11 protein-coding genes are annotated in these 13,024 nt (G+C 67.7%); 5 read left to right on the plus strand and 6 right to left on the minus strand.

What is annotated here, in order from left to right; translation table 11 throughout:
* Positions 1 to 50: 50 nt before the first annotated feature.
* Both LEL84_RS13320 and LEL84_RS13325 read left to right on the plus strand, forming a co-directional pair.
* Entirely contained in the window at positions 51 to 1,370 is a 1,320-nt protein-coding gene (locus LEL84_RS13320) for an MFS transporter (protein WP_226511864.1), read from the plus strand.
* A gap of 133 nt (positions 1,371 to 1,503) precedes the next feature.
* The gene (locus LEL84_RS13325; RefSeq protein WP_058252869.1) at positions 1,504 to 2,457 is read left to right on the plus strand and encodes a DUF808 domain-containing protein; all 954 of its coding nucleotides are present in this window, start codon (positions 1,504 to 1,506) and stop codon (positions 2,455 to 2,457) included.
* 47 nt (positions 2,458 to 2,504) lie between these two features.
* On the opposite strand, the gene LEL84_RS13330 is transcribed toward LEL84_RS13325, so the two are convergent.
* The 6 genes from LEL84_RS13330 to LEL84_RS13355 all read right to left on the minus strand — a co-directional run bounded on the left by LEL84_RS13330 (position 2,505) and on the right by LEL84_RS13355 (position 8,872).
* Positions 2,505 to 3,287 carry a sulfite exporter TauE/SafE family protein gene (locus tag LEL84_RS13330; RefSeq protein WP_226511865.1) on the minus strand — a complete coding sequence of 261 codons (783 nt, stop codon included), beginning with the start codon at positions 3,285 to 3,287 and terminating at the stop codon, positions 2,505 to 2,507.
* A 196-nt stretch (positions 3,288 to 3,483) separates the two neighbouring features.
* Positions 3,484 to 4,590 (minus strand): ABC transporter ATP-binding protein, encoded by a 1,107-nt coding sequence (locus tag LEL84_RS13335; RefSeq protein WP_226511866.1) that lies wholly within the window; start codon positions 4,588 to 4,590, stop codon positions 3,484 to 3,486.
* A gap of 43 nt (positions 4,591 to 4,633) precedes the next feature.
* Positions 4,634 to 5,521 (minus strand): carbohydrate ABC transporter permease, encoded by an 888-nt coding sequence (locus LEL84_RS13340; protein ID WP_226511867.1) that lies wholly within the window; start codon positions 5,519 to 5,521, stop codon positions 4,634 to 4,636.
* Positions 5,521 to 6,474 carry a carbohydrate ABC transporter permease gene (locus LEL84_RS13345; RefSeq protein WP_068970514.1) on the minus strand — a complete coding sequence of 318 codons (954 nt, stop codon included), beginning with the start codon at positions 6,472 to 6,474 and terminating at the stop codon, positions 5,521 to 5,523. The genes LEL84_RS13340 and LEL84_RS13345 overlap by 1 nt, the downstream gene beginning before the upstream one ends.
* Before the next feature lie 2 nt (positions 6,475 to 6,476).
* Positions 6,477 to 7,835 (minus strand): ABC transporter substrate-binding protein, encoded by a 1,359-nt coding sequence (locus LEL84_RS13350; RefSeq protein ID WP_068970511.1) that lies wholly within the window; start codon positions 7,833 to 7,835, stop codon positions 6,477 to 6,479.
* On the minus strand, positions 7,832 to 8,872 hold the full coding sequence (locus tag LEL84_RS13355; protein ID WP_068970510.1) for a sugar-binding transcriptional regulator: 1,041 nt from the start codon (positions 8,870 to 8,872) through the stop codon (positions 7,832 to 7,834). Before LEL84_RS13355 ends, LEL84_RS13350 begins: the two co-directional genes overlap by 4 nt.
* A gap of 150 nt (positions 8,873 to 9,022) precedes the next feature.
* Between LEL84_RS13355 and LEL84_RS13360 the strand changes: the two genes are divergently transcribed.
* The 3 genes from LEL84_RS13360 to xylB are packed head-to-tail and all read left to right on the plus strand — an operon-like array spanning position 9,023 to position 12,950.
* Positions 9,023 to 10,081 carry an NAD(P)-dependent alcohol dehydrogenase gene (locus LEL84_RS13360; RefSeq protein ID WP_226514316.1) on the plus strand — a complete coding sequence of 353 codons (1,059 nt, stop codon included), beginning with the start codon at positions 9,023 to 9,025 and terminating at the stop codon, positions 10,079 to 10,081.
* Positions 10,078 to 11,553, plus strand: a complete 1,476-nt coding sequence (locus LEL84_RS13365) for a mannitol dehydrogenase family protein (RefSeq protein ID WP_226511868.1) — start codon at positions 10,078 to 10,080, stop codon at positions 11,551 to 11,553. The genes LEL84_RS13360 and LEL84_RS13365 overlap by 4 nt, the downstream gene beginning before the upstream one ends.
* Positions 11,550 to 12,950, plus strand: a complete 1,401-nt coding sequence (xylB, locus tag LEL84_RS13370) for a xylulokinase (protein ID WP_226511869.1) — start codon at positions 11,550 to 11,552, stop codon at positions 12,948 to 12,950. The genes LEL84_RS13365 and xylB overlap by 4 nt, the downstream gene beginning before the upstream one ends.
* Positions 12,951 to 13,024 lie beyond the last annotated feature (74 nt).

The following is a 13,024-nucleotide window of genomic DNA, read 5'->3' on the forward strand; positions in this document are numbered from 1 at the left end:
AAATATGTACATATTAGTGCCCCCAGAGTCCATTCCCAGAAAGAGACCTCATGGCATCCCAGGATCGACGGAGCCGGCGAGCGGTCGTCGCGGCCGGCATCGGAACGGTGGTCGAGTACTACGACCTGACGGTGTACGCGTACCTCGCGGTCGTGGTCAGCCCGCTGTTCTTCCCCAGCGATGACCCGACCGCCTCGCTGCTGTCCAGCCTCGCCGTCTTCGCGTCGGCATATCTGATGCGGCCGATCGGCGGCATCTTCTTCGGACGTCTCGGCGACCGCTTCGGCCGCAAACGAGCGCTCCTGGTGTCGGTGATCCTGATGGGTGTGGGCACCACGCTCATGGCCCTGCTGCCCACTTACGCCGCGGTCGGGGTCCTCGCGCCGATCCTGCTGGTCGTCGCCCGGTTGCTCCAGGGCTTCTCGGCGGGCGGTGAGCTCGGCGGCGCGCTGACCTACGTCTACGAGATCGTCGGACCGAAGCGTCGTGGCCTGGGCGGATCGATCGTCGCACTGGGCTCGAACAGCGGCTTCGCGCTGGCCGCGATCGTCGTCGCGACCACCTCGGCTCTGACCTCCGAGGCCCAGATGGACAGTTGGGGCTGGCGCATCCCGTTCGTCGCCGGCCTGCCGCTGCTGGTGCTCTGCCTGTGGCTGCGAACCCGCATCGAGGACTCACCCGAGTTCACGAAGACCGCCGAACGGCGCGAGCTGCCGAAGGCGCCGCTCCGAGAGCTGTTGCGCAGCCAGCCCGCCCAGGTCCTGCAGGTCCTCGGGTTGGGTATCGCTCAGAACGCGACCGGATACATGGTGCTCACCTACATCGGCATCCACCTCGTTCGCGAGGGCGGATACAGTCAGACCGCGGTCACCTGGACCGCCGCCGGCGTGATCGTCTTCATCGCATCGTGTATGCCACTGGCGGGAATCCTGGTGGACCGCTTCGGAAGTCGGCCCGTCCTCATCGCCGGCCTGCTCACCGCCGCCACCCTCGCCTACCCCGCGATGGCTCTGATGACCGGGCACGGTCTGGCGGTGGCCGCCATCGCCTTCGCGGTGTTCGCATTGTGTACCCCGCTGATCCAGGTCGCCACCGCACCGCTGTTCCCGTCGTTGTTCGACACGAAGGTTCGCTTGACCGGCGTCGCGCTCGGCTTCAACCTCTCGACGGTCTTGGCCGGCGGGACCGCCGCCTACATCGCCACGTGGCTCATCGACCGCACCGGCAACTCGCTCTCCCCCGCCTACTTCCTCATCGGTTCGAGCGCGATCGGTCTGCTCACGCTGATGACGATCCGGCGGAAGCGCGGCGGACTCCGCGACGCCGGCGGCGCTGCCGACGACACCCCGGCCGTTCCCGCGCGTACCTGACCCGGCCCGGCGTCTTCCGACGCCCGACAACCGAATCCGACGAAACGGACGCGGACCGCCTCTGCACAGTGTGGTCCGCGTCCGTTTCGGCATACTGTTCGAGAACTCAGTTCCTCGAACCCCGGAGGTTCCCGTGGCCAGTGGTCTCGTCGCCCTGCTCGATGACATCGTGACCCTCACCCGGGCGGCCGCCGCATCTCTCGACGACATCGGCGCGGCGGCCGGCAAGGCCAGTGTCAAGGCGGCGGGAGTCGTGGTCGACGACACCGCGGTCACGCCCCGCTATGTCCACGGGTTCACGCCCGACCGCGAATTGCCGATCGTGCGCAAGATCGCCCTCGGCTCGATCCGCAACAAGTTGCTGATCATCCTGCCGGTGGCGATGATCCTCAGCCAGTTCCTCCCGCAGGCGCTTCCCTACCTGCTGATCGCCGGCGGCCTGTTCCTCTGCTTCGAGGGCGCCGAGAAGGTCTGGGAGGCGATCGGCGGCGGCCACCACGCCGAGGAGCAGACCGCCGGCCAAGCCGGTCCCGAGTTCGAGAAGACGATGGTCAGCGGCGCGATCCGCACCGACCTGATCCTGTCCGCCGAGATCATGGTCATCTCGTTGTCCTCCGTCGAGTCCGAACCGTTCTGGACCCGTCTCGCAGTCCTCGTGGTCGTCGCCTTCCTGATCACCGCCCTCGTCTACGGCGTAGTCGCCGTCATCGTGAAGATGGACGACGTCGGGCTGGCACTGGCGCAGCGCGAGTCGCCGACGGTGCAGAAGATCGGCCGCGGTCTGGTCCGCGCCATGCCCAAGATCATGTCGACGCTGACGGTCGTCGGTATCGCGGCCATGCTCTGGGTGGGTGGCCACATTCTGATCGTCAACGTGGGCGAGGCCGGCTTCCACTGGCCCGCCGATCGGCTCCACGACGTCGAGCACTGGTTCGAAGAGTTGGTCCACGGCGGCTTCGGCGCCGTGCTGTCCTGGACGGCCGGCACCGTGCTCTCCGCCGTCGTCGGCTTGGTGGTCGGTGCCATCATCGTGGCGATCCTGCACGTCATCCCGCGGCGCAAGAAGGACACCGCCGCCGCGCACTGACCCACTCCCGTCGACTGGGCGTCGCATCGGCGGCTCGTGCCGCCGGATCACGCGAGAAGTCGCCAGAGGCCGATCAGTCCGACGACGACGATCACCCCACGGAGCGCGCGTGGTGAGAGGCGGCGCCCGTATCTTGCGCCGAGGAAACCACCGGCCAGCGACCCGACCGCGATGGCAGCAGCTGCCCACCAATCGATCCGATCGAAGGCCACGAGGGTGTAGGTAACGGCGGCGACGACGTTGACCACCAGGGACAGCAGGTTCTTCGCCGCGTTCAGCCGTTGCAGGTGGTCCGGTACGACCACACCCAGAATGCCCATCAAGAGGATGCCTTGCGCGGCGGTGAAGTAGCCGCCGTAGACACCGACGGCGAATGTCCCGAGGGTCATCGCCGCGATCCGCAGAGGACCGAGGTGCGATGGGGTGAGGTCTCCGCTGGGCGACGTGCGAGTGCCCACCCATCTCTGGATGTAGGGCTGGGCGACGACGAGGATCAGCGCGGCGACGAGCAGAATCGGGACCACGGTCTCGAACACCGTCTCCGGCAGATGGAGCAGAAGCCAGCAGCCGGCGATCGCACCGGTGAACGACGCCGGAATCTGCCACCGGAGGCGCGGCCACTGGCCCTCGAGTTCACGCCGATATCCCCACGTTCCGGACACCCCGCCGGCGACGAGGCCGATCGCGTTGGACATCGTCGCGGTGACGGGCGGGACGCCGAACGCGACCAGCGTCGGGAACGTGATGAGGGTTCCGCTGCCCACGAGGGCGTTGATCGCGCCCGCCCCGACGCCGGCGACGAGTACGACGACTAGTTCCCAGATGGTCACAGTCTCCGAGGGTGCCCTTCGAGATCTACGGCGGGTGCACCGGGGTGGTTTCGACAGGGCTCAACCAGCGGAGTACACGGCTCGACCAGCGGAGAACAGGGCTCAACCAGCGGCGAACACGGCTCGACCAGCGGAGAACAGGACTCGACCAGCGGAGAATCTCGCGTCGCGAGACGACGCCCAGTCGACGGGTCGATCAGTTGATGCGGTCTCCGGTGGACGGGTCGAACAGGTGCACCGCGCTGTCGGACTGGCGCAGGCGAATGCCCTCGCCCCGCTTGGCCGGAGAGCGTTCGGCAGACCGCGCGACCATCACCATCGGATCGCCGTCGAGGTTGCGGACCGAGTCGTCGGCGAGGTTGGCGTAGATGTAGGTCTCGCTACCGAGTTCCTCGAGGAGAGCGACGTCGGCGTTGAGTCCGGTGCCACTGTCGGACAACGCGAGGTGCTCCGGACGGATGCCCACGACCACGGACTCCAGACCGGAACGACGCAGCGCGGCCTGCGCTTCGGCGTCGATGTCCACGGCAGCACCTGACACGGTGATCACGCCGTCGACGACCGGCGCCACGAAGAGGTTCATCCCCGGCGAGCCGATGAACCCGGCGACGAATGCGTTGACCGGGCGGTCGTACAGTTCTGTCGGCGTGGAGAACTGCTGCAGCACCCCGTTTTTCAGGACAGCGACACGATCCCCCATGGTCATCGCCTCGACCTGGTCGTGGGTGACGTAGACGGTCGTGGTGGCCAGGCGACGCTGCAGGGCCGCGATCTGGGTACGGGTCTGGACGCGGAGTTTGGCGTCGAGATTCGACAGCGGCTCGTCCATGCAGAAGACCTGCGGTTCGCGAACGATGGCCCGCCCCATGGCGACACGCTGCCGCTGACCACCCGACAGCTTCGCGGGTTTACGGTCGAGGAAGTCGGTCAGGTCGAGCAACCGCGCGGCCTCGGCGACCTTGCGCTTGCGCTCGTCGGCGGGCACGCCGCGCATCTTCAACGCGAAACCCATGTTCTCCCCGACGGTCTTGTTGGGGTACAGCGCGTAGTTCTGGAAGACCATCGCGATGTCGCGGTCCTTGGGCGCGACGCCGACCATGTTGTCGCCACCGATCCGGATCTGACCCGAGTCGATCTCTTCGAGCCCGGCGAGCATGCGCAGGGCGGTGGACTTGCCCGAGCCCGACGGTCCGACGAGGACCACGAACTCACCGTCGTCGATGTCCAGGTTCAGTGAGTCGACGGCGAGTTTGTCCGCGCCGGGGTAGACGCAGCAGGCCTTGTCGTAGGTGATGGAAGCCATGATGTTCTCCGGTTTCTACAAGTTGTTGTTGGGGGGATGCGGACTACTTGATCGCGCCGAACGACAGGCCGCGGACGAGCTTGTTCTGGGCGATCCAGCCGCAGATGACGACCGGCAGCGCGGCGAGCACGGATGCGGCGGACAGCTGCGCCCAGTACAGGCCCTGGCCGGACATGAAACCGGTCAGGAACACCGGCATCGTCTGCGCGTTGACCGCGGTCATGTTGACGGCGAAGAAGAACTCGTTCCACGAGAAGATCACGCAGATCAGTGCTGTCGCTGCGATTCCCGGCGAGATCAGCGGCAGGATCACTTCACGCACCGACGTCCACAGACTCGCGCCGTCGATGCTGGCGGCCTCGAGGAGTTCGCCGGGGACCTCGAGGAAGAACGACCGCATCATCCACACGGCGATCGGGAGGTTCATCGCGGTGTAGAGGACGATCAGGGTCCAGATGTTGTCGAGCATCCCGATCTCGCCGACGATCACGTACAGCGGGATGATCGCGGCGACGATCGGCAGCATCTTGGTGCTGATGAAGAAGAACAGCGCGTCCTTGGTCTTGCGTACCGGGCGCAGCGACAGCGCGAACGCCGCGGGCACGCCCAGGAGCAGCACCAGGATCGTCGACACGATCGTCGCGAACAAGGAATTCAACAGGGGTGTCGCGATTCCCGCGTCGAAGACGTCTCGGAACTGCTGCAGCGTGGGCTCGAAGAAGAAGGTCGGCGGGTTCGTCGCGGCGTCGCTCTCCTGCTTGAACGCGGTCAGCACCATCCAGAGCACGGGGAAGAAGAACCCGATCGCGAGAATCCAGGTCACCGCGGTCAGCGCCGCCTGCCGCGGACGGCGCCGACGGCGGATCTCGGTGCCGGACTTGTCTTCTGTATTGCCCGCCGACGCATGGTCGGAGCGAATGTCGGTGCTCATCAGGCCGGCTCCTCTGTTCCGGAGAATGATTTGAAGATCAGTCGCAGGGCGAGCGTGGCGACGACGATCGTGCCGATCACGGTCACGACACCCATCGCGGCGGCCTGGCCGATGTCGAAGCCGAGGAACGCGCGCTGGTAGATGTAGTACGACAGATTCGAACTGGAGACACCCGGACCACCGGAGGTCATCATGTACACCGCGTCGAAGGTGTTGACCAGGTAGATGGCCCCGAGCACCGCACCGAGTTCGATGAACCGGCGCAGATGCGGGAGGGTGAGTTCCCGGAATAGCCGGAAGCTCGTGGCGCCGTCGACGCGTGCCGCTTCCTGGATGTCGCGGGGCATCGATTGCAGGCCGGCGAGGATCAGCAGCATCATGAACGGCGTCCACTGCCAGACCAATTCGGCCATCACGCTGATCAGCGGGAACTCCGACAGCCAGTCGGTCTCGATACCGAACGGACTCAGCGCCCAGTTGACGAGTCCGTTGGTCGGCGAGAGCAGACTCGTCTTCCACAGGAGCGCGGCCGCCACCGGGGTGACGAGGAACGGCGTGATGAGCAGTGTCCGAACCACGCCACGGCCCAGGAACTTCCGGTCGAGCAGAAGGGCGAACATCAGACCGAGGAGCACGGAGATGAGCACGGTGCCGACGATCAGCAGGATCGTGTTGACCGTCACCCGCCAGAACTGACTGTCGCCGAAGACCGCGACATAGTTGTCGAGACCGACGAACGCACGCGAATCCGGACGCACCAGGTTCCAGGACTGGGTGGAGTAGTACAGCGTGAACACGAACGGGATCTGCGTGACCACGATCAAGAAGATCAGGGCCGGCAGGAGCGGGCCGCGACGCCGCCAGCCCTCGGCGCGCGTGACGTGATCACGCGAGGACGTCAGCGGTGCCTTCGGCGTCGTGTCGGGTGGTGGAGTGGACACTGCGGTGGCCATGATCACTGCTCCCTCTGGTAGGACTTGCCGACGACCTGGGCGTACTCCTGTGCCTGGGCGAGCGCGTCGTCGACACTGATCTGACCGGCGATGGCTGCCGAGATCTGTTGACTCACCCGGGTTCCGAGGTCCTGGAACTCCGGGATCGCGAGGAACTGGACGCCGGTGTAGGGCACCGGTTCGAGGGTCGGCTTCAACTGGTTCGCTGCGCGCATCGCGCTCAGTGTCTGCTCGGCGAACGGCGCGGCGAGTTCCTTGTAGGCCGGCAGTTCATACGTGGACAGGCGGCTGCCCGGTGGGACGTGACTGGGCCCCAGGGTCTCCGAGACGTACTCGATGTAGCTCTTGCTGGTCATCCACCGGATGAACTTCCACGCCTCGTCCTGGTGTTCGCTGCTGGTGGGGATGCCGAGCGACCAGGTGTAGAGCCAGCCGTTGTCTCCCTTGGCCATACTGGGCGCCGGCAGGTAGCCGACGTCCCCGGCGATCGACGAGGTGTCCGGGCTCTCGAGCACCGACACCGCCGAGGTCGCGTCGTACCACATCGCGACCTGGCCCTGCGACAACAGGTTTCCGCACTCCTGGAAGCCCGACGACGCGGCGCCGGCCTCGCCGTGGTTCCGGACGGTGTCGACGTAGAACTTCACCGCCGCGGCGACCTCCGGACTGTCGAGCTGCGCGTTCCAGTCCTCGTCGTACCAGCGGCCCCCGAAGGCGTTGATCACCGTGTTGAGCGGGGCGAGCACCTCACCCCAGCCGGGCTTGCCGCGCAGGCAGATGCCCGCGGTGCGCTCGTTGTCGAGCTTGGCCGCCGCCTCCGCGACCTGGGGCCACGTCGGTTGGGCCGGCAACGACACCCCCGCCTCGGCGAAGAGCTTCTTGTTGTACATCAGGAACGACGACTCGCCGTAGAAGGGCGCCGAGTACATCGAACCATCGTGAGACAGAGCCGTTTTCAGCGTCGGGATGAAGTCGTCGGCGTCGTACTCGGGATCCGCATCCATGTACGGGCTCAGATTCACGAGCCAGCCGTACTCGCCCCACATCGGGGTCTCGTAATTGCTGATCATCACGACGTCGAACTCACCGCCGCCGGTGGCCACCGATGCGGTGATCTTGGCCCGCGCCTCGTTCTCGGAGAGGGTCACGAATCGCACCGTGACGCCGGGATTCTGCTCCTCGAACTGCGTGGACAGCTTTACCGCGTCCTGCATCTGCGAGTTGGAGACCATCGCGACGGTGATCTCGCGACCACCGCCGCCGGTGAGTGAACCGGCGCCGGAGCAGCCGGTCAGCACCAGCGTCACGGTCGCGATGATCGCACCCAGCGCCCATCGCACTCGGTGTCGGGAGAACATCATTGTTCGCCTTTCTCTTGCACCACAAGCCATTCGGCGGTGGCGAGGTCGGTGACGAGAATGGTGGCGTAGCCACCGCGCAACGCGCCGAGGATGGACTCGCGACGGTGTGTGCCACCGGACACGAGGATCGATGTCGGGCAGGCCCGGACCGCGTCGAGCGACACCGAGACGGTCCGATCGACGAGACTGGAGGGCACCGCGACGCCGTGCGCGTCGTAGAAGCGTCCGCCGATCTCTCCGACCGCGCCGAGTTCCAGGAGCTCGTCGAGCACGACGGCATCGATGAACGAGCCCTCGAACAATGTGGTCGACGTCGACACCGACCCGACGCCGAAAAGCATCACCTGCGCACCACGTGCCGCCGAGAGCGCCTGCGACAGAATCGAATCACGGTTCACGGCGGTGACCGTCTCCGGGTCGACATACAGCGGTGCGACCAGCCGCAGCGGACGGGCATGAAGACGTTCGGAGAACCGGGACAGTGCATGGTCGACGCCGGTGTGGTACTCCACCGAGGTCATCGAGCCGTCCATCTGCACGACCCGCTGACACGACGCCGACGCGGCCATGGCATCGGCGACAGCCACCTGCTCCGGCCCCCAGGTGAATCCGAAGGTGTCGGTCGCCTGGATGCGGCGGGTGAGCACCGACGCCCCGGCGCGGCCGAGCGCCGCGTTGCCGGTGGTGGTGCCGTCGGCCACCTCGTCGATGATGAGCACCTCGTCGAGACCGAGGGTCTCCTCCACCGCGCGCTCGAGATCGGTGTGGATCGAGGCCGAGAGATGCGCCGGCGCAGCCACGGACACGCGGACGAGGCCCTGCGCCCGGGCCCGCGCCACCAGCCGACCGGCGGTCGGCCGCGAGACGCCCAGGCGTGATGCGATCTCGGCCTGGGTGAGCCCCTCGAGGTGGTACATGGTCGCGGCGCGGACGAGAAGACGCAGGTCCTGGCCGGAGTCGGGGGTTCCGCGCGAGGCCGCGCGGACTGTCGAGCCGGACGGCTCGCCGTCGTCGCTCGTCGACTTCCGAGGTGCCATGGTCGCGTGCCCCGTCCCTGTCGTCGCCGTCGCCCGTTGAGCCAACGACGGTGAGCATCTGCTCACTGGCGGTCAATGTGCTCAATAAGCTAGCATCCGGGTGTGACCCACGCAACAGCCGATCACCCCATAGCGGACGTTCCCGACGCCATGCGCGCCGCCGTCCTGCATCCCGATCTCTCGGTGACCACCGAAAATCGCAGGTCGCCGCAGCCGGACCCCGGTGACGTCACGGTGGCCGTGCGCGCGGTGGGGGTCTGCGGGTCCGACACCCACTACTTCCGTCACGGACGGATCGGCGAGTACGTGGTCCGCGAACCGCTCGTCCTCGGTCACGAGGCGGCCGGGGTCGTCGTCGCCGTCGGGGAAGGGGTTGACCCGGGCCGGGTCGGCGAGCGGGTGTCCATCGAACCGCAGCGTCCCGACCCGACCACAGCGGAGAGCAGACGCGGTGACTACCACCTGTGCCCACACATGCGGTTCTACGCGACGCCTCCGGTGGACGGCGCCTTCGCCGAATTCGTGACCATCGGAGCCGATTTCGCGCATCCCGTACCACCCGAGGTCTCCGACGAGGCCGCCGCCTTGTTCGAGCCGCTCTCCGTGGGCATCGCCGCGATGCGCAAAGCCGAGGCGTCGGTGGGCGGCTCGGTCCTGATCGCCGGCGCGGGTCCGATCGGCCTGATGGTGGCGCAGGTCGCCCGGGCGTCCGGTCTCGCGCGCATCGTCGTCAGTGAGCCCGATGCGCAGCGACGTTCTCGCGCACTCGAATTCGGTGCCACCACGGTGATCGAACCCGGAACCGGGACCGAACCCGTCGACGCCTTCGTCGATGCCAGCGGTGTCGCGGGTGCGGTCCGGGATGGACTGGCCCGGGTGCGTCCGGGCGGGCGCGTCGTCCTCGTCGGGATGGGCGCCGACTCGATGGAACTGCCGGTGTCGCTCATCCAGAACCGCGAACTGGTGCTGACCGGGGTGTTCCGTTATGCCAACACCTGGCCGACGGCCCTCGCGCTGGTCCGGACCGGCGCCGTCGACCTCGACGCCATGGTCACCGCCAGGTTCGGACTCGACCAGCTCGCGGACGCGCTCGACTCCGATCGCGCGCCCGGCACCATCAAAGCCGTCGTATACCCGTCTCTTTCGAGATACCAGCCCGGGCCCGGCGCCGACACCGCCCCGAACGAGACGGAAGGAACTCGTCGATGAACACACCCCTGAACAACGAGACGGTGTCGGACCTCGCCGGCGTGGAGGTCCCCACTTACGACCGTTCGGGCGTCACCCCCGGGATCGTGCACTTCGGTGTGGGTGCGTTCCACCGTGCACACCAGGCGATGTACCTCGACCGTCTCCTCGCCACCGATGCGTCGGCGCGCGAGTGGGGCATCTGCGGGGTCGGCGTCCGCACGGCCGACGCCGCGATGCGCGACGCCCTGGGGCCGCAGGACGGACTGTTCACGCTCACCCTCAAACACCCCGACGGCGCCGTCGAGACCTCGGTGATCGGATCGGTCGTCGAATACCTCTACGCTCCTGATGATCCCGAGAAGGTCATCGAGCGGCTCAGCGACCCGGCGACACGCATCGTCTCGCTGACGGTGACCGAGGGCGGCTACAACTTCTCACCGTCGACCGGTGAGTTCGACGCCACGAACCCGGACATCGTCGCCGACCTCGAGGCCAGTGCGCCGCCACGCACCGTCTTCGGGCTGGTGACCGAGGCACTCGCGCGGCGCCGGGACCGCGGTGTCCCGTCGTTCACGGTCATGTCGTGCGACAACATCCAGGGCAACGGGCACATGGCACGATCGACCTTCCTCGCCTATGCGCAGCTGCGCGATCCGGAACTGGCCGCGTGGATCGAATCCAACACCCGGTTCCCGAACTCGATGGTGGACCGCATCACCCCGGCCACACCGCCCGAGTTGGCCGCCGAGGTCGCCGATCGCACCGGTGTCGACGACAACTGGCCGGTGGTCGCCGAGCCCTTCACGCAGTGGGTGCTCGAGGACGAGTTCTCGATGGGACGCCCCGCACTGGAGCAGGTGGGAGTCCAGGTCGTCGACGACGTCACCCCGTACGAGCTGATGAAGTTGCGACTGCTCAACGCCGGTCACCAGGCGCTGTGCTACTTCGGATATCTGCTCGGGTACCGCTACGTCCACGACGCGTCGTCCGACCCGGACATCCGGAACCTGCTGCACCGCTACATGACCGAAGAAGGCGCAACCACCCTCCGTCCGCTTCCCGGCGTCGACGTCGAGGAGTACATCGACACCCTCCTCGAACGTTTCGCCAACCCGGCGATCGGTGACACCATCGCGCGACTGTGCCAGGACTCCTCCGACCGCATCCCGAAGTGGCTGGTCCCGGTGATCCGCGAGCGCCTCGAACAGGGCCGGCGAAGCGACCTCGCCGCTGCGGTCGTGGCGAGCTGGACCCGCTACGCCGAGGGCACCGACGAGGCGGGGGAACCGATCGACGTCGTCGACCCCCTTGCGGCCGAACTCGTTCCGCGAGCGCAACGGTCCCGCACCGACCCGCTGGCCTTCGTCGCCGACCCCGAGCTGTTCGGTACCCTCGCCCAGGATCCGCTGTTCACCACTCCGTATCTGTCGGCGCTGGAGTCGTTGCGCAGCAAGGGAACCCGCGCGACACTGATCGACCTGCTCGCATGACGACGCTGGTCGCCGGGATCGATTCGTCGACCCAGTCATGCAAGGTGGTCGTCTGTGACGCCGACACCGGGCAGGTGGTGCGCACCGGGCACGCTGCGCACCCCGCCGGTACCGAGGTACACCCGGATCACTGGTGGGACGCACTGTGCACTGCGGTCGCCGCCGCGGGCGGCTTCGACGACGTCTCCGCGGTGTCCGTGGCGGGCCAGCAGCACGGCATGGTCTGTCTGGACGGGAACGGCCGGGTGGTCCGGGAAGCATTGCTGTGGAACGACACCCGATCCGCACCGAGCGCTGCTGCTCTCGTCGACGAGTTCGGCGGATCCGAGCAGTGGGCACGCTCTGTCGGGGTGGTGCCGGTGGCTTCCATCACCGCGACCAAACTCCGCTGGCTGGCCGACCACGAACCGGCGCACGCCGACGCCACGGCTGCGATCTGCCTTCCGCACGATTGGCTGACCTGGCGACTGCGCGACAGTCACGACCTCGCCGAGCTGACGACCGACCGCAGCGACGCCTCCGGCACCGGCTATTTCAGCGCGGCGACCGGCGAGTACCGAACGGATCTGCTCGAAGCCGCGTTCCGCGGCCGTCGACCACTTCTGCCCCGGGTCCTCGGCCCCGCGGAACGGGCCGGCGTCACGCCGACCGGCGTCGTCGTGGGCGCCGGCGCGGGCGACAACGCCGCAGCCGCACTGGGACTGCACGCCGGCCCCGGGGATGCCGTTGTCTCCCTGGGCACGTCGGGCGTGGTCAGCGCCGTCGGCGACGTAGCGCCGAATGATCCGTCGGGTCTGGTGGCCGGGTTCGCGGACGCGACCGGGCGTCACCTGCCACTGGTCTGCACCCTGAACGGCGCCCCGGTGCTGGCGTCGACCGCGTCGATGCTCGGCGTGGACCTGGCCGAGTTCGCGCGGTTGGCCATGTCGGCCGAGCCCGGCGCGGGTGGCGTCACGATGGTGCCCTACATGGCCGGCGAGCGCTCGCCGAACCTCCCCGACGCGACCGGCACGCTGACGGGGCTGACCGCGGCCAACTTCACCCCGGCCGCGATCGCCCGCGCGGCCGTCGAGGGCCTGGTCTCGTCTCTGGTGTTCTGCCGCGAACGAATCGAGCAGCAGGGCATCGACGTCGAGCGTGTGCTGCTCACCGGCGGTGGCGCGAAGTCGGCTGCGGTGCGCCACATCGCACCGGGTCTGTTCGGCGGCGAGGTCGTCGTCCCCGCCGACGGCGAACACGTCGCGCTCGGTGCGGCGCGACAGGCCGCGTGGGCCCTGACCGGTGAACTGCCCGCGTGGGAGACATCGACCCAGACGCTCACCGGGACGCCCACGCCCGAGGTGTACGCGCACTACCGGGAGGCCTCGCTCATGGTGGAACGCGCGGCGGGACGGTAGGACTGCGGCGGCCCGGATACGCCGAACGTCGGGCGGCCGTGCGCACTTGCCGGGACAATGGCCCGGGGTCGGTA

It is taken from the genome of Gordonia sp. WA4-43 (genome assembly GCF_020520305.1).
In the GTDB taxonomy this organism is placed as follows: Bacteria; Actinomycetota; Actinomycetes; order Mycobacteriales; family Mycobacteriaceae; genus Gordonia; species Gordonia hongkongensis.

What these genes read in the sequence shown, in the direction of transcription:
- LEL84_RS13320 (WP_226511864.1), top strand. Translation starts at nt 51, where the DNA reads ATGGCATCCCAGGATCGACGGAGCCGGCGAGCGGTCGTCGCGGCCGGC.
- LEL84_RS13335 (WP_226511866.1), bottom strand. Translation starts at nt 4,590, where the DNA reads ATGGCTTCCATCACCTACGACAAGGCCTGCTGCGTCTACCCCGGCGCG.
- LEL84_RS13340 (WP_226511867.1), bottom strand. Translation starts at nt 5,521, where the DNA reads ATGAGCACCGACATTCGCTCCGACCATGCGTCGGCGGGCAATACAGAA.
- LEL84_RS13345 (WP_068970514.1), bottom strand. Translation starts at nt 6,474, where the DNA reads ATGGCCACCGCAGTGTCCACTCCACCACCCGACACGACGCCGAAGGCA.
- LEL84_RS13350 (WP_068970511.1), bottom strand. Translation starts at nt 7,835, where the DNA reads ATGATGTTCTCCCGACACCGAGTGCGATGGGCGCTGGGTGCGATCATC.
- LEL84_RS13355 (WP_068970510.1), bottom strand. Translation starts at nt 8,872, where the DNA reads ATGGCACCTCGGAAGTCGACGAGCGACGACGGCGAGCCGTCCGGCTCG.
- LEL84_RS13360 (WP_226514316.1), top strand. Translation starts at nt 9,023, where the DNA reads ATGCGCGCCGCCGTCCTGCATCCCGATCTCTCGGTGACCACCGAAAAT.
- LEL84_RS13365 (WP_226511868.1), top strand. Translation starts at nt 10,078, where the DNA reads ATGAACACACCCCTGAACAACGAGACGGTGTCGGACCTCGCCGGCGTG.
- xylB (WP_226511869.1), top strand. Translation starts at nt 11,550, where the DNA reads ATGACGACGCTGGTCGCCGGGATCGATTCGTCGACCCAGTCATGCAAG.